The following is a 24,594-nucleotide window of genomic DNA, read 5'->3' as shown; positions in this document are numbered from 1 at the left end:
ATTTGAATAAAATCGTATGTATCGAGAATTTACCCCATGCGCCCTTTTAGCACCCTTCATCGATAAGTTTTGGGTGTTTAAAGGTTATGCGGAAATAGGAACACGCTTTAAGATTTTAGCGGACGGCTGCACGGATTTCATCTTTTCCATCGGGAATATGACAATTCCCGCGGATGAGCATCAAATGATCATGCAGCCTTATCGTTCCTTTTTTGTCGGTCCCATGAGGTCTTATTCCAATCTTACCGCTACGACAGATTCCCTACATATGCTAGGAGTTCGTTTCCAACCCTGTGGGCTGGCAGCTTTCACGAATGAGCCTTTGGGACAGTTTGCCGATCTTCGCATCCAGTCTTCAGATATTAACCTTTTATTCGATAATTCCTTTGCCGAGATGCTTTGCGAACAGCCGGACGATTCCGTCCGTATCCGCATTATCGAAGGCTATCTTATACGCCTTCTCACCCAATCCATTCAAGTAGACAGACAAATTATATACGCCACCTCATTTATAAAACAGTCCTGCGGACAGCTACCCGTACAAAACTTGATCGACAAGATTTGCATTTGCCAGCGGCATTTCCAACGTAAGTTCAAGGATGCCACCGGATATACTCCCAAAGAATTCAGCCGGATCATAAAATTCCAATATGCCATAGAAGTACTGAGGAACGCCCCACACACGGACTTAAGCAGCATCGCCTTAGATTGCGGCTACTATGACCATTCCCACTTTATCAAAGAATTCAAGCGTTTAGCGGGAGACGTTCCCTCTTACTTCTTGACTTTACCAAATCCTGCGGATGAACCGCTTACTTATATTTGATTAAAAATAAAATCGCAAGAATCTATCACATAAAAAGTCGTTTTTTTACAACCAGAAAGAATAGTCATTCCGTATGTTTGCACTATTGAACTTTTACAAATAAGAATCTTATGAATTACACTTTTGAACTAAAAGAATTACAAGCTACACACATCGTGTATCTTCATCATCAAGGAGATATGAGCATGATCCCAAGCTCTATCAGAAAGCTTATGCAATGGGCCAGGCCAAAAGGACTTATAAACGGTCCAGCAAATAAACTTATATCAGTTTACCAACACGAAGGAAAGGAGTTAAGTGTGGATATCGGTTTAACAGTGCCTCAAGAGGTAGAGGGAGAAAATGAGATCTCAAAAGGATTATTATCCGGAGGACTTTATGCGATCGGGCATTTTGAGATAGGAACGGATGAAATACCCGCCGCATGGAGCTTGATGTACACGCTTACATCCAAACACCAATGCAAACCTTGTGCGGGCAAATCATTCGAGATCTATCAAAGCATCCCCCTCGATCAACATCCACAAGATAAATGTATGATCGATTTATGTATACCCGTCCAGATGATAGACCTCAAGCTAATCGAGGAAAAAGCAATTTCCATATTAACGGAATGTGATACCGCTATGCTCGCATCTGTTACGGAAGAGGGTTATCCCCGTCCGGTTCCTATGGGAAAAATAAAAGCGGATGGTATTTCCCAAATATGGTTCTCTACAGGCACGTTCTCTGATAAGACGATACAATTCCAACTCAACCCGAAAGCCGGAGTTTGCTTTATGAAAGGAGGAGACAGTATCGTGTTAACAGGTAAGGTCGAGATCGTTTCCGATATGGAAATCAAGAAAGCCCTTTGGTCTGACTGGATGTTCGCCCATTTCCCTGGAGGAGTAATAGATCCGAGCTATTGTATATTGAAATTCACTTCCGAAGAAGCGACTTATTGGATCGATAATGAATTTGTAAAAGCAAGTATATAAGTTATCACATCATACAATCGCATCTAAAATATTAAAAATCTTGATTGCCGCTAATTAGACAAGACGGCAATCAAGATTAATTCATTTATTCACTTCAGAAACCTCTCTAGCTCTTATTATTCTACCGCCACATAAATCTGAGTCAATAAATCCTCCGGCTTCGTATTACGAGGATCATTCAAGTAGATCTCGCCGCTAGGCACTTCTCGTAAGGAAAGACCCATCTCGGGGAGATATTTGCCGTAAAGCGTATCATACACAGCCCCTAATTGCTGATAAGTTCCCTTATAAAGAGCGACCATAAAACGCCCTTCCAATACCTTTTTCGTACCAATCTCCCCTTTAGGGCAAACCGAAGGAGCGACTTCCATACAAATATCGGTACGCAGCTTATCCGGTGAGGTCACTTTCGGATCATCATGGTACAAGCAGATCGGTGAAAAACTCAATGGCTGGATGTTTTTATTCTTGGCGAATTGGAGCAAGCGCATCCAAGTTCCCAGATAATCGATTTCTTTATACCCTCCGTTTAGACGAATGTAGGCTACTTGTTTGCCGGGTAAATCTTTTACCTCGACCTTCAATTCCATATCGGGCATTATTCTATTCGGTTCCATAATTACATAATCTTTATTGTTTCTATATTCATTTGGAGAAATCCCATAAAACTGGCGAAAAACCTTAGACAAAGAAGAAGGTACGTCATATCCTACCTTATAGGCGATCTCCTTGACAGGTATTTCTGTATAACGCAAAAGCCGAGCGGCCGTCTCGACCCGCATCCTAACGATAAACGTACCAACCGGTTCCCCTAAGAACTCTGCGAAGATCCGATGAAAATGCCAACGAGAGAATCCGGATATCTCCGCCAGCTTATTTAGATCGATATCCTCGCCTAAGTGATTATTTATGTATTCAACCAATACATTGATACGTTGTTGATACTCTGTCTTTGTCGTTGTCTTTATTCGCATGATTCTTAGGATTTCAAGGCAAAAGTAGAAGAATTATCCCGAACACACTTTTCCGATATTGCTAAAATGAACTATAAAGTAAAGATATCGTTTATTTAGCCCAAATCCGTTATCTTTACCATCTAAATTAAAATAGGAAACAATAACATGTTGAAAATAACAGCGCCTAGATTGGTAAAAAACTTACGGGAGGATGTGGACTGGATGGATTGTATATCCAGACAAAAGGATGATTTTACAGAATGTTCTTTCAATGGATTATGCGTCGAGGACGTATCTAAACAGAACCTATCCGTTAATTCCTGCTTATTCACCAATTGTGGTTTCATTGCTTGCAATTATCGTAAATCTCAGTTTAGCGATGTGGTATTTAAGAACTGTGACCTATCAAATATAAATTTATCCGGATGTGGCTTTTACCGGGTAGAGTTCATTGGGTGTAAACTTACCGGAACGAATTTCTCCGAATCAATCTTTAATCATACTACCATCCGGGATTGCAAAGGAGATTATGTAATCTTCTCCATGAGCAAACTCCGGAACGTATCTTTTAATCAATGCTTTTTACGAGGAGGCGGATTGGACAATTGCCAATTCACGAACGTAGAATTCGAACATTGTAATTTAGTAGAGGCCGAGTTTCACCGGACCTCTTTGAAAGGGATCGATCTTACTTCCTCCGAGATCGCCGGTATACGTATTGGCTCGATTCCCGGAGGAGAGTTGAAAGGTGCTACCGTAACCTCCTTACAAGCACTGGACATCGCTAGAATGTTAGGTATTACGATCAAGGATTAAAACTCCGGATGGCGTTTTAACCACACAACCGCATAGGAACAGGTAGCCAAAGGGCGCAACCCCTGTTCCTTTGCGTATTTATAAGCTGTTTCAACAAGAGTCGCCGCAATCCCACGCCCTTCCAAGTTTTTTGGGACAATGGTATGGATAATGTCCAAGGCATCTCCTCTTAAACGATATTCCACATAGGCTGTCAAGCCGTCTTCTACTACCTCGAAACGATGTTTCTCCGGATAGTGATTTACTGTATATTCCATTATTTATTCTTTTAAAGGTTCTATTTCCTTATTATTTGTATCAATCTCCTCCCGCTTATCCTTCTTTTTATCGAGACCGAAAAAGCGCTTTACCTTCGTGAAGAAACCTGCCACTTTCAAGGCCGCATCCTGTTCTTTTTTCGAGACTCCGACTGATTCCACCAAGGCTGGTCTTAGCATCTGCCATAGATAGTTAAACGTGGAATGATAGGGATCTCGCACAATTTCCATATCGACCTTACGCAATTTACTATCTTTTCGCTCCGGATGAGCCGGATTATTATCCCGTAGAACTAAGTTCGCCAATCTCGACAAGAAACCTTTTTGTGTGGTCTCTCCGTCTTTCTCTTTCAATAAAGCCACTTTCAATTTCCGGTACGGGAAGTCTAACCGTATCCGTCCTTTCTGGCTTGAGGCATCCATATGAAAGACCACATCCTGTGCCCAACCGCTCACTACTTCCGCCGGCGCCAGAGGTTTTACGATCTCATTCAAGGAAAGCAGGTCTAGGCTATCCAAACGGGCATCCAATAGAAAGCGGTCGTATAATGAATCTACCGGGAGTTGCCATGTAGCCGTAAAATGCCCCGATCCCATCAGGTTCCCGTCCGCATGCAATCTGATGAATTGCTCCGGATAGGAAACGATATTGGTCAAACCTGAAAATTGGCCATTCATATCGGTAAAATAAAGCTTACCGGGCTTATCACCTTTAACGGGTAATTCCTCATAAACCACGGAGAAATTGGCAACGGAAGCGGTATCTATCTTGAAACGGACCGGAGCCTTTTGTAAACCTTCATAAATCATCGGAACGATATGAGGCTCCACCGGGATCTTCCGGTTCTTTAAGTTTTGTAGTAAGACATCGTTTATCCAGAGTCCCCCCACACGTAATTCCTTGGTTGAGAAATATCCGGGAATATCCACGTCGTTCAATCTTACGTTCCCAACCTTCACGTCAAACCAATCTTGATGCTTAGGCTGTTTATAAGCGAATTCCATTTTAGAATAAGGCGAGACTAAATGTACGTGATCCAACCTCAAACCTGACTTTCTCAAATCCAGATCCCCGATCTTCAACCGGTAGAAGCCGTTATCCAACGGTATATCGATATCCTTCGTCTGTAGCTGAAGATCACCTAATTGAAACGTCTTCTTCTTCAAATCCACAAACACATTCTCCAAAGCCAATTGGATATCCTTTTGGCTCTCAGTCCGCAATATTGTCGTATCCGATCCCCAAGACATAGAAAAATCACCATCGGATAAATCAAATCGGTCAAACCCGATCTGATAGATGCTATTCTTGGGAATCCGGATTCCCGCTAAAGAAATCAATGGGGTTGAAAAACGTATCGAGTCCTTTTTAGCGGCCAAGGTCACATCCTGTAGACGGAAAGAGCCGTTTACAGTGGATAGCGAACCTTTTCTTATAGTCACACGCAGATCCTTTCCCGGTAAGTAGTTATCGAAATCCCGGAAACTAAGACCAAAATGATCATACTTGAAAAACAATTGCCCACTCCGGTTCGTTTGCTCATCCACCAAGAAATTCGTAGCAAAGAAATTAAGGCCGTTGAGTCGGTACCGGGTCGTGTCATTTATCTCACGATCCTCCAATGTCACATTTGCGTTCTGAATCTGGATCTTACGGATGGAAAGATACCGAAGGAAAGGATTTAACAAACTTTCCACATCCACACGGCTATTTACAGATGCGCTTTTTCCTTTATCCGGAGATTCAACAGAAGGCGTTTTATAATAAACCAAGCGAGGCGACCGAATCATCAGTAAATCCGCGCTAATACCTTTATCGTACGCCAACCCGTCTATCCGGATCGTATCGATACTTCCCGACAAATAATCATTACGGGAGCGGACCGACAACGGACGTAGTCGCATGCTATCTATATGAAACGAACCTAAGGCCGTATTCATCGCCAAACGCTTGATATCGAACCGATGATTACGAGCCCTCATGATCCCTTGTATATCATTCGCCTCAAACGCAATGGAACGAAAATAATTCAGTTCCTCGCCCGGAGCTACCAAGGAGTCGATCAGAAGACCTTCCGCATGGAAATTAAACTCAGGGATCGAGAAGTCCTCTATCTGCCCTTTCAAGGCTAAGGAATAGTGAAGGGCGGTTCGCTCTATTCGTATTTGATCCACGGATATACTATGTAGTACCGGAGAGATCACATCATATAACGATAAGGCTTGCACCAAAGAATCCGCATCGGCATTCGCCTGCTTCTTCTCCCGAGTCAAGTCATACACCTTGATATCCGAAGATTGTATCTCAAAATTACGGGCGGACAAATAGTTCAAGGCTTCTTCCCGTCTAAAGTGAATCCCTTGTATCTCTACGGTTTGCACTTTCCCTTCCAGATAATTCGTAGGTTTCCGATTGGTCTCCCCCCACAATAATTCTTGCGGAAGCAATTGGATTTTTTGGATATAGATAATGGAATCTTGGGTACTGAGGCATATACTATCCGTCTCCAACCTAAAATCATTATTTACCAACAAGGTTTGCGGCTGGTTCGTGACAAAATCGAAGTTATCGCAATACAACAGCTTCCCGCTCCGTGAAGAGGTAGAATCCAACATAAAACCATACGCATGGAAACTTACGTTATTCAACGTATAGATAATCGGCGAGACTTGGTTTTCCACATTATAAGAAATACTGGCATTTTCCAAGTTCAAGGTCTTTACGCTCAGGGCATCTATGTATGGAGAGATCACCTCGTACAAGGTCTTCGATTCGGCATGCTCTACCGTATCTGCCGCCAGTCCGGAAACTAACGGGTTTGATCCGGAAGAGCCGTATACACGAACCTCCGGTGAGCGGATCTCAAAGGTATTGAAATGGAGTTGCCGGTAATTCCATCGCCATACCAAATTAATTCCCTTAAAATCTATCACCTCAATCCGGGTACTTACATAGGTATCGGGCAAGCTATCCAAGGCGGCCCAATGTTCAAAGACCTTAGAGTCCGGCTCCAATGAAATACCCTCTAGCCTTAGCTCTCCCTTGAAGAAGCTAATAGAAAGCTTATCGAAAGAAAGGCGATAAAAACCATCCGTAGCATTCGCCGTACGCTCTATCAGTTCTCTTTTCAGGTACCGCTCCAAACGACCTGTCAGGAAAAGATTCAAAACTAGGAACAATACAGCCAGCGATAAAACAGTGATCACCGTATGTTTCAATATCTTCCTTATCCTAGAACTCATCCTTTCCTTGATTTTTGCGATATAAACTTCTTTTTATAAAAACAAAATAGACCCGTTTATGTTGCCTTTCATCTAATAAAAAAGCCCCGGAGTCTATTAACCCCGAGGCTTACGATCTATCGATTGTTACTTCATTTTACAAAAGGAGCCTTGATCAAATAGTCGGCGCAATCCTTCACACCCGCAAATTGAGTACGTCCGTCCGGCATCTGCTCCAACTCTACGAAATAGTCTTTGATTCCGTTCGCATACATTTGCTTGAATATCATCTTAAAGTTCATCATACCACTTTGGCCGAATACGGCACGATCCTTGATATGTAATACCTTGATACGATCCGGATGTTTCTGCATATACTCGACAGGATCGTTTTGTCCCATGACAGTCCAATAAACATCCATCTCGAAGTAAACCTTGCTCGGGTCCGTGTCTTTCAGCATCAAGTCATAAATCTGGTCTCCAACTTTCATGAAAGCGGCGAAAGGATTTCCTTTCACCTTCTCCTGTTGCTCTTTCGTCGCGACCCGATTGAACTCCATATTATGATTATGATAGCCAAAACCAGTGGCGATACCTTCCGCCTTGATAACATCCGAGGCCTGATTGAAAATATCGCAAACAAGTTTAGCCTCATCGTGCGTAGTAATCGTCGGCATCATCGGCTGGATCAAATATTTACAGCCTAGTTTCGCATGATCGGCAGCCGTAGCTTTCCAATACTCCATGATCTTTGGGGTAACCTCCTTCGAGTATTTGAAAATCATAGCCTTAAAAGGGTCAGAGATAGATGCGTCGACTGGATTCACGTGCGAGCTAATGATCTTCAAGCCTGCGTCTTCCGCCATTTTCTTGAAGTCCATCATAGGAACACCTCCGATAGCGCCTTTACCATAACCCGCCAACTCCAGCTTGGAGTATCCCATATCCTTCACCTTCCGAAGATTAGCGGCCACGTCGCCTTTATATAATTCTTGGGATAAAGAATAGATCTGCAAGCCAATCTCTTTGCCGGCATGGACCTCATCCACAACTCCCAACGCAGCGTTCGCCGCATTTGCGGAACCGGCTTTACCAGCCAGCAATCCACCAGCGGTAAAGAGAGAGATATTTTTTAAGAAATCCCGTCTGTTACTCATAACATCATTCTATTTAAATAGGCTTATTTACAGAAATAAGGCAATGAATACGGGTTGCGATATTGATACCAGTACAAACGGTGGGAAGCCGCCTCCTTATCATTACCGAAGCTTAATGTAGCCGGGTTCCATTTAACCGGACGGCCTAGCTCACGGGCAATATTCTGTAAACAGCAAAGCGTATTCGTACTGCAACCTACCTCAACCGGTGCGATCGGATTCTCACGTGAACGAACGCAGTCGATGAAGTTCTGCATATGCGGAGCACTAGTCTCATAATTACCCGCATCGTTACCCTTCTTTTTGCTGTCTTTCAGCTTCTTCATATATTCCTCATACATCTTCTTACGCTCTTCCGGAGTCATCATTCTCGGGCGCTTCTCGATCAAATTCTTCAAGTCGGCGGGGATCTTAGACTGATCAGAGCAGTTGATATAGCCACGAGCTACCTCGATCCAACCGTTATCACCAACAAACTTAATACCCTGCGCATCCGGATTATCCTCCAAATAAGGTTGTTCAGTCATTACGATACCATTCGCATAGCGCATGGTTGAATATTGCGTGCCATTGTATCCCTTAGGTGTAAACTCAACCGGACCAGAGCCATCCATACCGATAGCGGCTTGGGCGATATCGAACATATGAGCGCCCCAGTCAGCGGTATAACCATTACCGGTCTCTTGATACCAACGCCATGCACCCCATAGTTTCTCGTTCTCTTCCGGGTCCAGAGAAATAGGAGGACATAAATCGGGATGATAATGGATCTTCGGATCGTTCAACGGACCCATCCACTGATTGAAGTTCAAATTAGCGGGAACCGGCATTTCCGGCAAGCTCAGCGGCGTAGGAGGCTCACCTACACGTGCATATATTTTCTCTATATGACCGATGGCTCCATTCTGAACCATATCGATCGCAGCTTGGAACTCTCTGCTGGAACGTTGCTGGCTACCTACTTGAAGCACACGTTTGTTATTACGTACAGCCTTCACCATAGCCAAGCCTTCGGAGATCGTATAAGCCAACGGTTTCTGGCAATATACGTCTTTTCCGGATTGACAAGAATGGATGGTAGCCAAAGCATGCCAATGGTCCGGGGTAGCGACCTCGATAGCATCGATATCCTTACGCTCCAGCAAATCCTCGTAAAACTCATATTGATCACAACGTTGGTTCATTCCCTTTGAAGCTTGCCATTCAGCGACACGTCTTCTGAAACGCTCTGTTTTCATCGTGTCCACGTCACAACATGCGGCAACCTGTACGCCCGGACATGCGGCAAATCCTTTAAAGTCTGATAATGCTTGCTGACCTAGGCCGATAAAACCTAAAACGACTCGATCGCTCGGAGCGATACGAACGCCATTCATGGCCCAACTGGGAAGAATTGTTAAACTAGCCAATCCTAGTGCGGAAAGACCCAAAAACTCTCTACGGCTTACGCCCTTCTTAGTGTTTTCTTTCATGGTAATTTTGTTAATAATATAAGATAAAATGTAACTTGGTCTGAGAATTATCGCCCCAAAGTTATAAAAAATAATTTATTTCCATAATAATCTTTTAATAAAAAAGGCTATCCTTGTCCGGGATAGCCTTATTTTGATTCATATCAATTCCTAAAACGCATATCCGAAGCCTACGTTCAGATAGATCGGATACATCCCGAAGGTAATCGTATCGAAATCCTTTTGGAAGATATCGTTCAATCCCCATGTCAAGTCAGCGTATACGATAAGGTGCTTAAACGCTTTCCATTCTGTACCGATCTGCGCTCCCCACTGAAACTTTCTTAAGTTATCCGAGAAATCATAGGAAGCACGGTTGTCACCAGAAAACTCCACCTTCGTACCGGTAGGATTGATCTCACGCAGATATCCGTCGTATACGTAGCCGGAGAAGTTCCGGTTTGTAGCGAACGAGACAAATGGTCCCGCCGAGAAACTCACCCGGTTATTCAATTGGTAAAGAGCCACGACCGGTATCGAGAAATAAGTGTTCTCCACTTTCGTCTGCACGCCGCCGGTCCAGTTTCCTTTCAGCTTCTCGCCACCGGAGCCAATGATCTCCATGCTGTAATTCTTAACCGTCGCTTTTGTCTCCATACCTTTATTCTCCAGACGGAGACCGATCATCATACCCCATTCCTTGCTCTCGCCGAACCATTTCTTGATATCGCCCTCTATGGAGACACAAAGCGTAGGGCGATAACTATCTATCGCACGAATCTCACGAGGCAATGGCACCGGAGCGGTTCCGCCGATATTGATACCGGCCTTTACCGTATATTCCAATCCCCTTAGGGAAGACCAGATGATTCCTTGGTTTCTTTCCTGTTGCGCCTTCAACGTAATGACACCCGACAAGCACAGTATACCTATTAATACTATATATCTTTTCATATCCTCTGTTTTTTTAGTTCTCACCGGACTGGATTATCTCAACCTCATCGATCCAAAGCGTGCTACCTTCCGCTCCCTCGAAGACATCACCTTTCAAACTCGAAGAGAAGACTATGGATAACTGATAACCACCTTTCGCCAGCTTATCCTTATCGATCACCTTACCGGGCTTAGCCACGAACGGGATATAGAAACGCGTCCACTCATCCGTCTCTTTCTGATCGCTGATCCGGGCAACGGATATCAGGTTCGGGCTTGTCAGCCCGTTGAAACCATCCAAATATTTCACATTCTCATCCGTCTCATAGAAGATGGCGTAGATATCACATTGGTCTTTCTTACCTTTTACCTCCTCGCCATTCACTTTATACGACTCACCCGCTTTATATTTATAATAACCACTCAAGTAAGTCGGCACATGATCGAAAGGACGTCCCAATCTCGTGCCTTTCCTTGCGTCCGGAATAGCGTTCAGCAAATCAAACGTACCGATGAAAAGGTTTCCGGCGGCGATAGGCATACCGAATCCGCTACCGAAACTACCCGTGCTGCGGGTCACCAACTTAGCGCATTTACCGACATATCCGTTATCGTCTTGCATGGTTGGGAAGTCTAAAGGCTCCAATTTATTATTGGTCAAGGCAAATCCGGCATTCCCGCTCGCCCAAGTCACGGAATCTCCATTCGATGTAAAGTCATAGAATATCTGGTAACGTCCATTCTTCGGCTCCATCGTTATATGCTCGAAATGATATTCCGTGCTTACGCCGGAGACGATACAACGCACCGTATAAGTCTTTGTCCAGTGACCATCCTCGGAAGTTACCGTATAGGTTCTCGGCGTCGTAAAATCAAAAGCGGAACCACTAGCCGGAGTGATAGTAGCGCCGGGAGTCAAGGTGAATACCGGGGCTAGGTTTGTAATATCGGCGTCACTTTTCACGGTCAGTGTCACGGATTCGTTGTCGATCTCCGGCTCGGCTTTCAATATATCGCCATCCACCGTACACGACAAGATATCCGCTTCCGCATTGGGCGCCTCCTCCCGGATACATGAAACAGAGATCATCACCATAAAAAAACAGAAAAGCAAATTTCGCAAAGTCATACTCTATACATTATATTATATACAACACATCGCCCTTTTAGGGTGAACATAATGCACAAAGTTAAACTATATTCTCCAATATCGCATCCCTATATCTTTTAATAACTTTTTTTACAAAGACGCAATGGTACATATCCTTACAATACCAACCTTACCGGACAGATATACTTCAAGTACCACAGGATATATACTTCAAGTGCCATAGGATATATACTTCATCGACTAAGTAAGTAGTTAAAAAGCTATTATCATTTGCGATTGTAAAGGATTTCGCTTAATATTGCAAATACTTTAAATCAATAGTAATACCATGACAACTCGAAGAGATTTTCTCCGGCAGACCGCTTTGCTCGGTGCCGGACTTACCATCAGTCCTTTTTTCATTAAAGCCGGGAGCGCTGGTGTGGGCGCAAACGATAAGATAGGCGTCGGGCTTATCGGATGTAACGGCATGGGATTCGAAGACCTGAAAGCGTTCCTTCGTAATCCGGAAGTAGAGTGTATCGCCTTGTCGGATATTGACGAGAACGTATTGAATAATCGGGCGGCAGAGACCGAGAAGATCACCGGGAAGAAAGTAAAGCATTTATATAAAGACTGGCGTAAATTGATAGACAATAAGGATATCGATCTCGTAATCGTAGGTACTCCCGATCATTGGCACTGCCTGCAAATGGTATCCGCTTGCCAAGCCGGGAAGGATGTGTATTGTGAGAAACCGCTGGGAAATAGTATCGAGGAATGTAACATCATGGTACGGGCGGCGCAGAAATACAACCGGGTCGTGCAGGTAGGCCAATGGCAACGTAGCGATCCGCATTGGCAGGACGCCATGCAATTCGTACATAGCGGACAGCTGGGTAAGATACGCACCGTACGTGTATTCTCTTATCAAGGTTGGTGCCCCTCTATCCCCGTCAAGCCGGACGAGGCGGTGCCCGCCGGAGTGGACTATGATATGTGGCTGGGGCCGGCCCCGAAACGTCCGTTCAATCGGAACCGTTTTCATTTCACATTCCGTTGGTTCTGGGATTATGCGGGAGGTTTGATGACGGACTGGGGCGTACATTTACTGGATTACGCATTGTATGGCATGAACGTCACCGCACCGGAGTCTATCATGGCTTCCGGAGGTAAATTTGGTTATCCGGATGACGCTTGCGAGACCCCGGACTTATTGCAAACCATTTATACATTCAAGGACTTCACCGTTATGTGGGATCATGCGATCGGCATTGACGACGGGGCCTACGGACGGAATCATGGCCTAGGATTCGTTGGCGAGAACGGTACCTTGGTGATCGATCGTGGCGGCTGGGAGGTTATTCCGGAAAAGGTAAACGGACAGGCCCGCATGGAGGCTGTTCCCTTGAAGAAGTCATACGGAGAGGGTGGCTTGAATTTGCATGCGAAGAATCATTTGGAATGTATCAAGAGCCGGAACCGGAATTGCAATGCCAGCGTAGAGATCGGGGCGCATATCGCCAAGTTCTCCCAATTAGGGAATATAGCCTATCGCACGGGTAAGAAATTATCGTGGGATGGAAAGAGTTTCCATGATACGGAGGCGGATAAACTATTGTGCAAGGAATACAGGGCACCGTGGGAATTACCGAAAATATAAGGATCTAGTTGTAGGGACGGGGCACGCCCCGTCTCTACAACTGGGTATTTATTGATGTTCGGGGCGTAACAGGTCGTTCACCGTCTTCACGGGGTTAAATGTCTCGATAGGAACTTCTACGAATACCGTGTTCCAGTCGCTCATGGCACCGTTCCACAAGCCCGGCAATTCCAGCGCTTTCAATTCGCGACCATCCTTGCTCTTATAAGAGATGAAGCCCGTATTCTTATCCACGTAATCCGGCAAGTTGTATTTCTCTCCCTTATAATTCTTAACGGCGCAAACCAAATCCACGGGATTAAAGTGAGTACCCTTTTCAAACATCGCCTTCTTAGCCGGATCGCTCATATCAATCTGGGAGCTTTCAAGCACCTGCAAGGAAACCGTACCATCCGGATTCTCAGCCAAGAACGGACCGCCACCCGGCTCGCCCACATTCTTCACCATACCGCATACACGCAACGGGCGAAGCAGTTTGCTCTTGATATACAGGATTAACTCGGCGTCTTCCAGTAATTTCGTATCCGGGTTCTTGATACATAAGTCATCCTGCAAGAAATGGATCATCTCCTCTACCTCGGCATGGGTATATTTGCCAGTCTCGATCTGTTCCAGATATCTGAAGGCTTTCTCCTGCAATGTTACCAAGACACCGGCGATCACCTTCTTGTAGATAACCGTAGAGCATTTGAAGCTATCCGGAACCACGTTATCTATATTCTTGATAAATACCACGTCGGCATCCACGTCATTCAAATTCTCGATCAAGGCTCCATGTCCACCCGGGCGGAACAATAACTTATCATTCTTATCGCGGAACGGCGTGTTATCCATAGCGGCCGCTACCGTATCGGTACTCGGTTTCTGGATACTGAAAGAGACATCGTATTTCACAGAGAACTTCTCCTCGTACTCGCCAGATTTATCGGCAACCAATTGCTCGAATAAAGCCTGATGCTCCGGAGATACCGTGAAATGGATATTCACCTCGCCGGCGTTATTCTTGGCGTACATGGCGCCTTCGGCCAGATGTTCCTCCATCGCCGTACGAACCGTATCGGCATATTTATGGAAAAGCAACAAACCTTTCGGTAGCTGTCCGTAATTCAAGCCTTTCGGCTCCAATAAATTGGATACCACCTCCTTGTACTCGCCCAAGGCTACCAACGCAGGAATATCTTTCCCTGTATTCTCCACGCACTTCTTGTCCAAAGCCTTATAGAAAGCGAATTTCTCGATCTCGCTAAAGAATTTCTTCTCGAAAGCGTTCGTCGGTTCCTTATAATCCGCTGAAAGGAACTCGTACAGATTCTTAAACATACGGCTAGCGGCACCGGAGGCAGGTACGAATTTTACGATTTTCTTGTTTTTAGCCAGATAAGCGTCCCAAGCATCCATATAAGAAGCCTGTTCCTCTTTAGATATTACCATAATACCTTTTTCTACCGAAGCGGAGGCCGCTATCTCAAGGAAAGGGAAACCTTTTACGAAGCAAGCGAGTTGCTCTTCAATCTGTTTTTCGCTGATTCCTTTGGCTTTCAGCTGTTCTAAATCGTTCGCGTTTAACATAGTATAGTATTTAATGTGAATAATCTCATCAGTAACGCCACAGGGCACTTATGCGCTATGTGTATCGCAAATGTATAAAATAACCGCAAGATACGTGTTGAAATTCCATAGAAAAAAGTATTTTTACAGCATGTTTTGCGGTTTGTCCTCAACCGGGCAATAAAAATGATATAACTATGGATACAATTGGATTCTTTACGTCTGAGGAAAAGAAGCTGTTCTTCTCCAAATACAGGCTCCTGTTACGAAACCTTTACTCTTTCCTCGAGAGGGAAGATATCCGGAAGATGAAGGAGCTGATGAAGCGGGTTGTCGCCCTCGATTGCTACGGCAGGGATAAGAATGGTATCAACGGTTTATTGCGAAATATCGACACGGCCTTGATCGCCACCTTGGAGATTGGCTTGAAACGTACCTCGGTCATCGCCCTCCTATTATACCGCCCGGTATTGAAGAAGGCGATCACGATAGAGGAAGTGGAGCAAAAATTCGGGGCGGACGTGACCTTGATCATCCGTCGCCTCTTGAAGACCTCCGACTTGTATGCCCGGAACACCGCCGTCAACTCGGAGAATTTCCATCATTTGCTTTTCTCGTTTGCCGAGGACGTACGTGTGATCTTGCTTATGATCGCCGACCGCCTCTGCCTCATGCGTATGGGAAAACAGATGCAAGAGGATGATCGTATCCGGCTGGCTACCGAGGCCTCTTATTTGTACGCTCCCCTCGCCCACCGATTGGGTTTATATACGATCAAGAGCGAGCTGGAAGACCTTTCCTTGAAATATACGGACAGGAAACAGTATGACTTCATCAAGCGGAAACTGAATGAGACGAAACGCTCCCGCGACGCTTATATCGCCGAGTTCATCGCCCCGATCAAGCGGAAGCTGGCAGCGGCAGGATTCAAGTTCGATATCAAGGGACGTACCAAATCCATACATTCCATTAATAACAAGCTGAAAAAGCAGCAGGTGGAGTTCGAGGGTATCTACGATCTTTTCGCTATCCGGATCGTATTGGATACGCCGCTGGAGAAGGAACGCTCGGAATGCTGGCAAGTCTACTCCATCGTCACCGATATGTACCAGCCCAACCCGAAGCGTATGAAGGACTGGATCTCTATCCCGAAGAGCAACGGTTACGAGAGCTTGCACATCACGGTTATGGGGCCGCAAAATAAATGGGTAGAGGTGCAGATCCGTACGAGGCGAATGGATGAGATCGCCGAGCGAGGCCTAGCGGCGCATTGGAAATACAAGGGCGTGAAAGCAGAGAGCGGGCTAGACGAGTTCTTGAATACCGTACGTGCCGCCTTGGAGGCCAAGGAGAATAATCCGCTCGACTTGATGCAGGATTTCAAGATGGATCTATATAAGGATGAGATCTACGTCTTCACGCCTACCGGCGAGCTTATCAAGCTGGCCAAGGGAGCGACGGTCCTCGATTTCGCCTTTGCCATCCACACGAAGCTAGGAAGCAAATGCGTGTCGGCGAAAGTGAACGGTAAGAACGTTCCGATCAAATACACCTTGAACAACGGCGATAGCGTATCCGTCATCACGTCGCCCGCCCAAAGCCCGAAGCGGGATTGGCTGAACTTCGTCGTCACCTCCAAGGCCCGTGTGAAGATCAAGCAGGCCTTGAAGGAGGAGACCGTAAAGGCCGTGGAATTCGCCAAGGAGATGTTGCAGCGCCGCTTCAAGAACCGGAAGATCGACATGGACGAGCCGACCATGATGCGCTATATCAAGAAGAAAGGATTCAAGACCGTCACGGACTTCTATATCGAGATCGCCGAAGAACGCCTCGATCCCAACCAAGTAATCGACGAATATCTGGAGGCTTTCCGCAAGGAGACGGAGACGAACGAGCGTACCGAGGTGCGTAGCGCCGAGGAATTCGTGACGATGACTCCGGTGGAGGAGATATCGACGAACAAGGATGTCTTGGTGATCGACAAGAACCTGACGGGTATCGAATATAAACTCGCCAAATGCTGCAACCCGATTTATGGCGACGAGGTTTTCGGTTTCGTCTCCACGCAAGGTATCAAGATACACCGCATGGATTGCCCGAACGCCCAAGAGATGTTCAGCCGCTTCGGTTACCGGATCATCCGTGCGAAATGGAGTGGCAAGGGAGACAATGGCTATACGGTTACGTTGCGGGTGATCGGACGGGACGATATAGCGATCGTCACCAACATCACCTCCGTGATCGGAAAAGAATCGAACGTCACGCTTCGCTCCTTAAACATCAACTCGGTAGACGGATTATTCCAAGGTAACTTTACCGTATTGGTAAGAGATACGACCGCGTTAAACTTGCTGACGAAAAAGATCAAGGCGGTAAACGGCGTGAAAGCGGTAGAGCGATTAAATTCTTAGACAGTGTACTGTGCACGAAGTACCGTAGTACTCTGTACGAAGTACTACAGTACCCTCTAGGAAGTACCGCAGTACTTCGTACAGGGGACTGGGCCAACTGTAAGACTGGGCCTTGTGACTATACCCGGATCACAGAATCGGCTTCAGCCCCATCTTCTCCGCACGTTGTATAAGGAATTGACGGGCCGCCTCATACTCGTTCGGGATCACGCCGTCGAGGATGGCGTTCTTGATCGCCTCCTTCAGCACGCCGACAGGCTTGGAGGGAGCCAAGCCAAACGTCTCCATGATCTCCTCGCCGGATACCGGGGGCTGGAAGTTACGGACACGGTCTTTTTCCTCTATATCAGCCAGCTTCTCGCGCACCTTACGGAAGTTGTTCAAGAAACGGCGAACCTTCTCCGGGTTCTTGCTCGTGATATCGGCCTCACAGAGTTTCATCAAATCGTCAATATCATCTCCCGCATCAAACAGCAGACGGCGGATCGCCGAATCCGTCACCTCATCGTCCGACAAGGCGATCGGACGCATATGCAGGCTTACCATCTTCTGCACGTACTTCATCTTCTCGTTCATCGGGAGTTTCATCTTCCTAAAAATACCGGGGATCATCCGCTCGCCGATAAAATTATGATTATGGAACGTCCATCCCAAGCGAGGGTCGAAACGCTTCGTGGCAGGCTTGGCGATATCGTGGAAGAGGGCGCTCCAACGCAGCCATAGATTATCGGAAGTCTTGCTCAAACGATCCAGCACCATCAAGGTATGGGCGAAATTATCCTTATGCCCGATCCCCTCCTTGGTCTCCACGCCCTTCAAGGCGCAAAGCTCGGGGAAAATCAATGGCAACAGTCCGCATTTATCCAGCAAGTCGAAACCGATAGAGGGCTTTGGCGAGAGGACGATCTTGTTCAACTCATCCACGATACGCTCCTTGGAGATGATGGAGATACGCTCCCGGTTGCGGATGATGGCGTCGAAGGTATCGGGATCGATAAAGAAACCTAATTGAGTGGCGAAACGAACCGCACGCATCATCCGGAGCGGATCATCGCTGAAAGTAACATCCGGGTCTAAAGGCGTACGGATCGTAAGCTCGTCCATATCCTCCAACCCGCCGAAGGGATCGACCAATTCTCCGTAACGCTCCTTATTCAGGCAAAGGGCTAAAGCGTTGATCGTGAAATCGCGGCGGTTCTGGTCATCCTCCAAAGTGCCATCTTCCACGACTGGCTTACGGCTGTCATGGCTGTAGGATTCTTTCCTTGCCCCCACGAATTCCAGCTCCAGATCGCCGGCTTTCACCTGCGCCGTCCCGAAATTCTTGAAGACGGAAAGATAAGCGCCACGCCCGATCTTCTTGGCCACTCGTTTGGCCAACTCGATACCGCTGCCTACCGCTACCACGTCTATATCCTTGGATGGGCGGTTCAAGAAAATATCCCGCACATATCCGCCTATTACATATACCTCAACACCTAGCTCTTCCGCCGCCTCCGATATCAAATGGAAAGGCTTCGCAGATATATGATTTACTATCTCTTCCTCGTTTATATACATATTTATGTATTCCAAATCCAATAAAGAGCGCAAAGATAATCAAATTTCATGTACTTTTGCGGTATCAAATACATTGAACGAGAAAGATATGAAAAAGTTAGCGATCTGTATAACGCTCATTGCCGCCATTTTAACGGGCTGTAACGGAGACGAGAAAGCGGCTCAGGCCCGTTTGGACAAGGCCCGGGCCATGTACGAGAATAACGAGTTTTTCGGGGCGAAGAACGAGATAGACAGTATCCGGGCACTCTATCCCAAGGAAGTAAAGGTACTGAAGCAGGGATTAACGCTTATGCGCCAAGTAGAAGTAAAGGAGGCGGAGCGCAATATCGCTTTCTGCGACAGCTTACTCCCGATCAAGCTGGAGGAAGTAGAGGGATTGAAGAAAGGCTTCGCTTTCGAGAAGGATTCCGTTTACGAGGAAATCGGCAATTATATCTGGAAACAGCAGACGATCGAGCGCAACGTGCAACGTTGTTACGTACGTTGCGGCGTGAACGAGGAGGGCGAGATGTATCTGGCCAGCGTATATTACGGCGGACGCCCCATCGAGCATACGGGAATCAAGCTGAGCCTGAAAGACGGCCAATTCGCCGAGACCGCTTCCATCCCGTACGACGGCGGACTGAATTACCGCTTCAAGGATATGGGAAGCACCACGGAGGTAGTGACCTACAAGGGGGAGCACTGCGTCGATGCCGTCAAGTTCATCTACGATAACGAGAAAGAGCGGATCAAGGTGGAATACACGGGAGGCAAGCCTTACATTATATATATGGCGGACGCCGACAAGAAAGCGATCGTCAACACCTTCAACCTCGCCACCGTATTAAGCGATATCAAGAGCATGAACACCTTGAAAGAGAAATCAGAGAAGAAGATCGCTTATCTAAAGAATAAACTGGAGGAGTAGAATTCCTCCATACAAATGGCCTACCTATAAACAAAGCACCGGGACCCCTACCATACAGTAGGAATCCCGGTGTTAGTATACAAACTGATATCCACTATCAGTTATTCATCATTTAACGACTACCTTCTGAGCGGTCTCGCCATCAACGGAAACTACCACGATACCTTTCGATGCCGGCATCACGAAGTTATCTGAAGAAGCGATAGCGGAAGCGGTGGTCTGACCTAAGATGTTAGACAATGTAACCGTCTTGCCTGCCGCGTTCAAGACCGTAACGCTAGCCTCGCCAGCGATTACCGTGAAGCTGGCAACCTCTTCCAATTGTTCGTTGGAAACCGGGGTCGGAGCATTCTCGATCGTGAATGGAACGCCAACATTAGACATTACCACAACATTGTTTACCACACCTACATAAGGAGTCTTCAACTCGCCTGCGGCCACGGTGCGATTCAGCTCTTTCTGGTTCTCCAATAAGTAACCACCATCCTGAGTTGTCTTGAAGGCGAACAAAGCGTTGTTATCCAAAGACGGAACGATATTCGCTTTATCGCTGAAGCCTACACGGTAGTAAGTAGCGCCATTGCTAACGAATGTCTCGTTAGAATCCCGCAAGGATACCATATAGTAGCGAGGAGAAACAGCTTTGGTAGTTGTCTCCGGCGTATAGATCGATGTCGTGATGAAATACAACGGTTTACCAGCGATCACGGTATCGGCTTCTTGAACCCACAAAGAGAAGTTGTCAGTCTCATAAGTTGACTTCAAGATATCTTGGCCTTCGTTCTTCACTTCGGCAAAGAAATTCAGCGGATTCATCGTCAAGAACTTGCCATTCGTACCGAAACGTTTGTGAGAATCGTCGATAGAAGCGTACTCCGGAGCCTCTACTGCGACAAAGTCGAAGTAGTTAACCTTATCGGAAAGGATCAGGTTCGCCGTATTCACGTTCATAAAGACATATTGAGTGGTCGCGCCTACCCTTGTAGCCATCTGGTATTTGCCACCGGTCGTAGCCGTATTGAATACGAATTCCAACGGAGCGGTATAATCAGATAATTTCAACGGTCCACCATTCTCGCTGGCAACCAAATCATTACTGAAACGTTCTTTCAACATATAAGTCGCATGATACAAGGTATCACCTAAAGCACGGGCACCTAAACCATCCGTTACATTCTGTACGGAATCTTGGCTAACCACGATACGAAGAGCGGCTGCGTTCGCTGCGTCACCGGATTTAATCATCAATACGGAATCAGAAGTAAACGCATACAGATCGTCTACACCCGGAGTACCGGAGATCAAGTTCAATACATAACCATTATCGGCGAGTTCCTCCGCAGAGAAGTGACGAGTACCCAAGAATTTATCCTTTAAATCCACATTCGCTTGATATTCCACCGTAATAGAATCGGTGCTACCCCCAAATGTATAGGTATTGGCCATACCTTGAACGGCGAAGATCTCCTCGTTAGAGATAATAGTCGTATTCGTATTACGGTCTACAACCGAATACATTCCGTTGTTTTCCTTGATATACCATTGTCCCTTCGGTTGATAAATAGAAGGTTTGAAACCTGCCGCAGTTACCAATTTATCGGAAGCGGCACTCTTATCGTAAGCGACAGCGTATTGTCCGCCCTTATCGCCCTTGCTCGCGCTCTTCAAGAAGTATACGCCTGTACCTGTAGCGATCGTAGAAGGAGTTCCCTTCGTTACGGTAATAACAGGAGCGGCTCCTTGAGCAGGTTGAGTAGAACCCGACTGCAAGTCAGATACGGTCAAGGCTTTCGTCTCGATCACGCTGGCATATACGACACGTACGTTCGGAACGGAGGTCATCGGACTTGCGTTCACGGTCGGAGCGGCAGCGGCATACATAGCCAAAGCATCGTTCTTCAAGTTGATCGTGAAATAGAATTTCTGGAAATCAGCGTTACCCAGTGTATGCAAGCCACTAGCGTCATAGGTGGAGTCAGCCGTAAACTTAGCCCCATATACACCGGTAGCACCGGCTATCACATTCTTCAATGTATCGACACCTAAGTATTTTGCTTTACCATCACTAAATACTTGGTCACCTTGGATCTGCAAGGTCACATATTTAGCGTTCGCAATAGCGCCTGTAGCGGGAGCCGCCGTATTCTTCGCTATCAAGTTCTTACCCTCGAAGATATTTCCTTGATAATTTCCTCCAAACGTCAATTGAAAGACTTGGAAACCATCCCCCAGCTCACTTGCGCTCAAATACATAGCGTCGCTAGGAGCCTCTACGGTAAATTTCGTAGAAGAGGCAGAAGAACCTAAACTCAAGTCTGTCCCAACTACATCCAACGCCAAGATTTGATTGTTTCCGTAATAAGCCTGAATAGCGCTACCACCGGCAGCGTCAGAGAATGTCCACTGATTCACGCCCGATGTGATAACAGGCTTTGCCGTAGATGAAGCCGCAAACGACAAAACGGCCTGTGTCTTCTTGTTTTTGAATTGATACACAGGACCAGCAGGAGTCGTGCCCGCATTCGTGATTTGCCACAAGGCAGAATCAATAGCGGCTTTGGTAGCGTCTGACGCCAAAGTTTTAACAATTACTGAATCGGCTTTCTCACCACTTAAAGACAAAACGGAAGAACCTGTCTTTAAATAATAATAGTTACCGGCTTTCCACTGAGCCTCCGGAACGGTCGTACTCGACTGAGCATTAGCCGAGAATACGCCCGCAACCATCAGGGCCGCAGCAATAAGAGTACATTTTTTGTCCATAATCAAATAGATTTTATTTATTAATCACAGTCTAAACAGGGGTTGTTTAGAAAAGGTTTTGAGGGGGTATGAGATTAACAATCGATTTAGCGTCTTATAACAAAAATCGTCCTATTCTCACGAACAGGACGACTATACTACTAAAAATGTAAACAGTGTATTTATATAGTAATATCATGAAACTATATATTTTGGAGAAAAACCGCTCCACCTTCACAGGCAAAACGGCTGGAAATCTAATCTACTCAATAAATATCTTCACAGGCTTACTCAAAATAAGCATGTTCTTTTACGACATGACCTCTGTCATCGAAATAAACCTTATATATCTTACCATTTCTGGAAAGTAATACTACCTTATACTTCACAAACGTGCTATTGTTTGACACCTCAACTGATTTCACCATACATCCCTCATAGGAAGTATTTACCGCATCACGCAATACTTGGGGCATATCAGTTACCTCGATCGGATAAAATTTATCCTGTGCCACTGTTTCCTTAGCGCTACCGGCCATCCCGGCTTGCGCTTCTACATCAGGGGCAATAAATAAGCCACATAAAGCGACAATAACCCCGTAAACAATCTTTTTCATACCTTAAAAACCTAAATACCTAAACCTTTTTTCTCTTACATCATAAATTCGCAGTATAGGGTGCAATCTCCGTGCCAAAACTCACCCTAAAAAACGACAAGAGAATAACAAGTTGTAAATCCGACAATTAACCAAAAGCGAAGAATCAATCATTCGGTTGCCAAAGTGTGGAACAAACCGTGGAATGTGGAAAATTTCCCCACGAGAGTGTGGAATCTCTACACACTACTATAAAAAACGAGGCCCACCCTTAATCTATATAAGGATGAGCCTTAAATCATTCTACTTAAATATAATCAAATAAAAATACTAAAGTAATAAAATAAAGTTCCGTAATATCGTATACACTCTGTGTCTAATCTCTAATTTGCGATTCACAAAGATAAATCTTTTTGTTCAACCATCTATAAAATAACCGCACATCTAACGAAACTCAAAGATTTTTGAACAAAGAGATTCCTTTTAAGGACAAGTCATAGATTATCACGAACTTCAATCCTTCGCTTGGTGTACGGTAAGTTGCGGGAATGGGAAACCGATACCTACCTCATTGAAGGTCGCATAGATATTCTTGTTAATATCGAAATACACGCCCCAATAGTCGGAACTGTTTACCCAAACACGTACCACCACGTTTACGCTGCTGTCCGCCAAGGCTGTCAAGGCGATAAACGGAGCGGCCGGCTCGGACAAGATGCGGGAATCCTTCGCTAATACAGACTCTATCACTTGCTTTACTTTCTCATAATCGCTGCCGTATTCCACGCCAAAAGTCCAGTCTACACGGCGAGTCGTCTGGTTACTGAAATTAGTCACAACGCCACTGCTCAAAGAGCCGTTCGGTATATAAATGACCTTATTATCAACCGTACCTAATACGGTATGGAACATCTGGACCTCTTTCACGGTACCGCCAACGCCCTGCGCCTCAATATAATCACCCACCTTATAAGGCTTAAAAAGAAGGATGATCAATCCACCGGCAAAGTTTGACAGGTTACCGCTCAATGCCATACCGACAGCGACACCGGCGGAAGCCAACAAGGCGGCAAACGACGTAGTTTGAACGCCTAACGCCCCTACGACTGAAATAATCAATAAAATGGTTAAACTGACATTCACCAAACTGCCGACAAAAGTCTTGACAGAAGGATCGATATCCCGTTTGCTCAATATCTTCCGAACCAGTTTATTAAGTAAGTTTATAACCAATCGTCCCACCAAGAAGACAATAAGGGCTTTAATAATCGTAAAACCCAATTGGGAGCCATGCTCAACCAAGGATCTGATAGCTTCCTCTAATTTAGAACTCGCTTCTACAGCTGCTAATAATACCATATCTCTTCTATTTTAATTAATCTATTAATTATATAACAATCTGATCTTCCAAAATATTATGAAATGTAGCAAAGGTATAAAGTTTTTTTAATCTGGTAAAACCATGAAATAATT

General features: G+C 45.6%; 18 protein-coding genes and 1 pseudogene. 7 read left to right on the top strand and 12 right to left on the bottom strand.

The features are described 5' to 3' along the window. Nucleotides 1–16: 16 nt before the first annotated feature. From ACESPU_RS17400 to ACESPU_RS17390, 3 genes and pseudogenes are all read left to right on the top strand, one after another. Nucleotides 17–826: a helix-turn-helix domain-containing protein gene (locus ACESPU_RS17400; protein WP_036613207.1), complete on the top strand. Its 810-nt coding sequence runs from the start codon at nucleotides 17–19 to the stop codon at nucleotides 824–826. 110 nt (nucleotides 827–936) lie between these two features. Then, nucleotides 937–1,374, top strand: a pseudogene (locus tag ACESPU_RS17395) (GyrI-like domain-containing protein); the annotation flags it as partial. 15 nt (nucleotides 1,375–1,389) lie between these two features. Next, on the top strand, nucleotides 1,390–1,806 hold the full coding sequence (locus ACESPU_RS17390; protein ID WP_227154481.1) for a pyridoxamine 5'-phosphate oxidase family protein: 417 nt from the start codon (nucleotides 1,390–1,392) through the stop codon (nucleotides 1,804–1,806). A gap of 116 nt (nucleotides 1,807–1,922) precedes the next feature. On the opposite strand, the gene ACESPU_RS17385 is transcribed toward ACESPU_RS17390, so the two are convergent. Next, the gene (locus tag ACESPU_RS17385) at nucleotides 1,923–2,780 is read right to left on the bottom strand and encodes a GyrI-like domain-containing protein (protein WP_057326944.1); all 858 of its coding nucleotides are present in this window, start codon (nucleotides 2,778–2,780) and stop codon (nucleotides 1,923–1,925) included. 147 nt (nucleotides 2,781–2,927) lie between these two features. Here ACESPU_RS17385 and ACESPU_RS17380 point away from each other — a divergent pair, with 147 nt between their 5' ends. Beyond that, nucleotides 2,928–3,578, top strand: a complete 651-nt coding sequence (locus ACESPU_RS17380; protein ID WP_057326945.1) for a pentapeptide repeat-containing protein — start codon at nucleotides 2,928–2,930, stop codon at nucleotides 3,576–3,578. Here ACESPU_RS17380 and ACESPU_RS17375 read toward each other — a convergent pair. The 6 genes from ACESPU_RS17375 to ACESPU_RS17350 form a co-directional block, all read right to left on the bottom strand. Further along, nucleotides 3,575–3,835, bottom strand: a complete 261-nt coding sequence (locus tag ACESPU_RS17375) for a GNAT family N-acetyltransferase (protein WP_005864416.1) — start codon at nucleotides 3,833–3,835, stop codon at nucleotides 3,575–3,577. The genes ACESPU_RS17380 and ACESPU_RS17375 overlap by 4 nt on opposite strands. Before the next feature lie 3 nt (nucleotides 3,836–3,838). Then, complete coding sequence (locus ACESPU_RS17370) at nucleotides 3,839–7,078, bottom strand: hypothetical protein (protein WP_057326946.1); 3,240 nt, start codon at nucleotides 7,076–7,078, stop codon at nucleotides 3,839–3,841. Nucleotides 7,079–7,209: 131 nt separating this feature from the next. Then, nucleotides 7,210–8,214, bottom strand: coding sequence for a sugar phosphate isomerase/epimerase (locus tag ACESPU_RS17365; protein WP_057326947.1), 1,005 nt, complete (start codon nucleotides 8,212–8,214; stop codon nucleotides 7,210–7,212). Nucleotides 8,215–8,237: 23 nt separating this feature from the next. Then, on the bottom strand, nucleotides 8,238–9,686 hold the full coding sequence (locus ACESPU_RS17360; RefSeq protein ID WP_122368770.1) for a Gfo/Idh/MocA family protein: 1,449 nt from the start codon (nucleotides 9,684–9,686) through the stop codon (nucleotides 8,238–8,240). 150 nt (nucleotides 9,687–9,836) lie between these two features. Next, nucleotides 9,837–10,619: a porin family protein gene (locus ACESPU_RS17355; RefSeq protein WP_036613222.1), complete on the bottom strand. Its 783-nt coding sequence runs from the start codon at nucleotides 10,617–10,619 to the stop codon at nucleotides 9,837–9,839. Nucleotides 10,620–10,632: 13 nt separating this feature from the next. Continuing rightward, a complete protein-coding gene (locus ACESPU_RS17350) occupies nucleotides 10,633–11,727 on the bottom strand; it encodes a PCMD domain-containing protein (protein WP_005854489.1) in 1,095 nt (364 codons plus the stop codon). Nucleotides 11,728–12,037: 310 nt separating this feature from the next. Between ACESPU_RS17350 and ACESPU_RS17345 the strand changes: the two genes are divergently transcribed. Then, complete coding sequence (locus ACESPU_RS17345) at nucleotides 12,038–13,351, top strand: Gfo/Idh/MocA family protein (RefSeq protein WP_011966673.1); 1,314 nt, start codon at nucleotides 12,038–12,040, stop codon at nucleotides 13,349–13,351. 48 nt (nucleotides 13,352–13,399) lie between these two features. Here the strand turns inward: ACESPU_RS17345 and ACESPU_RS17340 are convergent, their stop codons facing one another. Further along, nucleotides 13,400–14,920: a DUF4301 family protein gene (locus ACESPU_RS17340; RefSeq protein ID WP_121962833.1), complete on the bottom strand. Its 1,521-nt coding sequence runs from the start codon at nucleotides 14,918–14,920 to the stop codon at nucleotides 13,400–13,402. A 176-nt stretch (nucleotides 14,921–15,096) separates the two neighbouring features. Between ACESPU_RS17340 and ACESPU_RS17335 the strand changes: the two genes are divergently transcribed. Next, entirely contained in the window at nucleotides 15,097–17,310 is a 2,214-nt protein-coding gene (locus ACESPU_RS17335; RefSeq protein ID WP_008780065.1) for a bifunctional (p)ppGpp synthetase/guanosine-3',5'-bis(diphosphate) 3'-pyrophosphohydrolase, read from the top strand. A 129-nt stretch (nucleotides 17,311–17,439) separates the two neighbouring features. On the opposite strand, the gene ACESPU_RS17330 is transcribed toward ACESPU_RS17335, so the two are convergent. Next, nucleotides 17,440–18,870 carry a CCA tRNA nucleotidyltransferase gene (locus tag ACESPU_RS17330; protein WP_005854484.1) on the bottom strand — a complete coding sequence of 477 codons (1,431 nt, stop codon included), beginning with the start codon at nucleotides 18,868–18,870 and terminating at the stop codon, nucleotides 17,440–17,442. An 88-nt stretch (nucleotides 18,871–18,958) separates the two neighbouring features. Here ACESPU_RS17330 and ACESPU_RS17325 point away from each other — a divergent pair, with 88 nt between their 5' ends. Then, nucleotides 18,959–19,783: a hypothetical protein gene (locus tag ACESPU_RS17325; RefSeq protein WP_011966674.1), complete on the top strand. Its 825-nt coding sequence runs from the start codon at nucleotides 18,959–18,961 to the stop codon at nucleotides 19,781–19,783. A 108-nt stretch (nucleotides 19,784–19,891) separates the two neighbouring features. Here the strand turns inward: ACESPU_RS17325 and ACESPU_RS17320 are convergent, their stop codons facing one another. The 3 genes from ACESPU_RS17320 to ACESPU_RS17310 form a co-directional block, all read right to left on the bottom strand. Beyond that, nucleotides 19,892–22,546, bottom strand: coding sequence for a DUF6383 domain-containing protein (locus ACESPU_RS17320; protein WP_373133567.1), 2,655 nt, complete (start codon nucleotides 22,544–22,546; stop codon nucleotides 19,892–19,894). Between the two features lie 266 nt (nucleotides 22,547–22,812). Beyond that, nucleotides 22,813–23,142 (bottom strand): hypothetical protein, encoded by a 330-nt coding sequence (locus tag ACESPU_RS17315; protein WP_005854481.1) that lies wholly within the window; start codon nucleotides 23,140–23,142, stop codon nucleotides 22,813–22,815. A gap of 492 nt (nucleotides 23,143–23,634) precedes the next feature. Continuing rightward, nucleotides 23,635–24,480, bottom strand: a complete 846-nt coding sequence (locus ACESPU_RS17310; RefSeq protein ID WP_005854480.1) for a mechanosensitive ion channel family protein — start codon at nucleotides 24,478–24,480, stop codon at nucleotides 23,635–23,637. Between the last annotated feature and the right edge of the window lie 114 nt (nucleotides 24,481–24,594).

The organism is Parabacteroides sp. 20_3 (assembly GCF_964238835.1).
Classification (GTDB): domain Bacteria; phylum Bacteroidota; class Bacteroidia; order Bacteroidales; family Tannerellaceae; genus Parabacteroides; species Parabacteroides distasonis.
Note: the sequence above shows the minus strand (reverse complement) of the source record. Positions and strands in the feature narration are given on the sequence as shown.

What these genes read in the sequence shown, in the direction of transcription:
- ACESPU_RS17400 (WP_036613207.1), top strand. Translation starts at nt 17, where the DNA reads ATGTATCGAGAATTTACCCCATGCGCCCTTTTAGCACCCTTCATCGAT.
- ACESPU_RS17390 (WP_227154481.1), top strand. Translation starts at nt 1,390, where the DNA reads ATGATAGACCTCAAGCTAATCGAGGAAAAAGCAATTTCCATATTAACG.
- ACESPU_RS17385 (WP_057326944.1), bottom strand. Translation starts at nt 2,780, where the DNA reads ATGCGAATAAAGACAACGACAAAGACAGAGTATCAACAACGTATCAAT.
- ACESPU_RS17380 (WP_057326945.1), top strand. Translation starts at nt 2,928, where the DNA reads ATGTTGAAAATAACAGCGCCTAGATTGGTAAAAAACTTACGGGAGGAT.
- ACESPU_RS17375 (WP_005864416.1), bottom strand. Translation starts at nt 3,835, where the DNA reads ATGGAATATACAGTAAATCACTATCCGGAGAAACATCGTTTCGAGGTA.
- ACESPU_RS17370 (WP_057326946.1), bottom strand. Translation starts at nt 7,078, where the DNA reads ATGAGTTCTAGGATAAGGAAGATATTGAAACATACGGTGATCACTGTT.
- ACESPU_RS17365 (WP_057326947.1), bottom strand. Translation starts at nt 8,214, where the DNA reads ATGAGTAACAGACGGGATTTCTTAAAAAATATCTCTCTCTTTACCGCT.
- ACESPU_RS17360 (WP_122368770.1), bottom strand. Translation starts at nt 9,686, where the DNA reads ATGAAAGAAAACACTAAGAAGGGCGTAAGCCGTAGAGAGTTTTTGGGT.
- ACESPU_RS17355 (WP_036613222.1), bottom strand. Translation starts at nt 10,619, where the DNA reads ATGAAAAGATATATAGTATTAATAGGTATACTGTGCTTGTCGGGTGTC.
- ACESPU_RS17350 (WP_005854489.1), bottom strand. Translation starts at nt 11,727, where the DNA reads ATGACTTTGCGAAATTTGCTTTTCTGTTTTTTTATGGTGATGATCTCT.
- ACESPU_RS17345 (WP_011966673.1), top strand. Translation starts at nt 12,038, where the DNA reads ATGACAACTCGAAGAGATTTTCTCCGGCAGACCGCTTTGCTCGGTGCC.
- ACESPU_RS17340 (WP_121962833.1), bottom strand. Translation starts at nt 14,920, where the DNA reads ATGTTAAACGCGAACGATTTAGAACAGCTGAAAGCCAAAGGAATCAGC.
- ACESPU_RS17335 (WP_008780065.1), top strand. Translation starts at nt 15,097, where the DNA reads ATGGATACAATTGGATTCTTTACGTCTGAGGAAAAGAAGCTGTTCTTC.
- ACESPU_RS17330 (WP_005854484.1), bottom strand. Translation starts at nt 18,870, where the DNA reads ATGTATATAAACGAGGAAGAGATAGTAAATCATATATCTGCGAAGCCT.
- ACESPU_RS17325 (WP_011966674.1), top strand. Translation starts at nt 18,959, where the DNA reads ATGAAAAAGTTAGCGATCTGTATAACGCTCATTGCCGCCATTTTAACG.
- ACESPU_RS17320 (WP_373133567.1), bottom strand. Translation starts at nt 22,546, where the DNA reads ATGGACAAAAAATGTACTCTTATTGCTGCGGCCCTGATGGTTGCGGGC.
- ACESPU_RS17315 (WP_005854481.1), bottom strand. Translation starts at nt 23,142, where the DNA reads ATGAAAAAGATTGTTTACGGGGTTATTGTCGCTTTATGTGGCTTATTT.
- ACESPU_RS17310 (WP_005854480.1), bottom strand. Translation starts at nt 24,480, where the DNA reads ATGGTATTATTAGCAGCTGTAGAAGCGAGTTCTAAATTAGAGGAAGCT.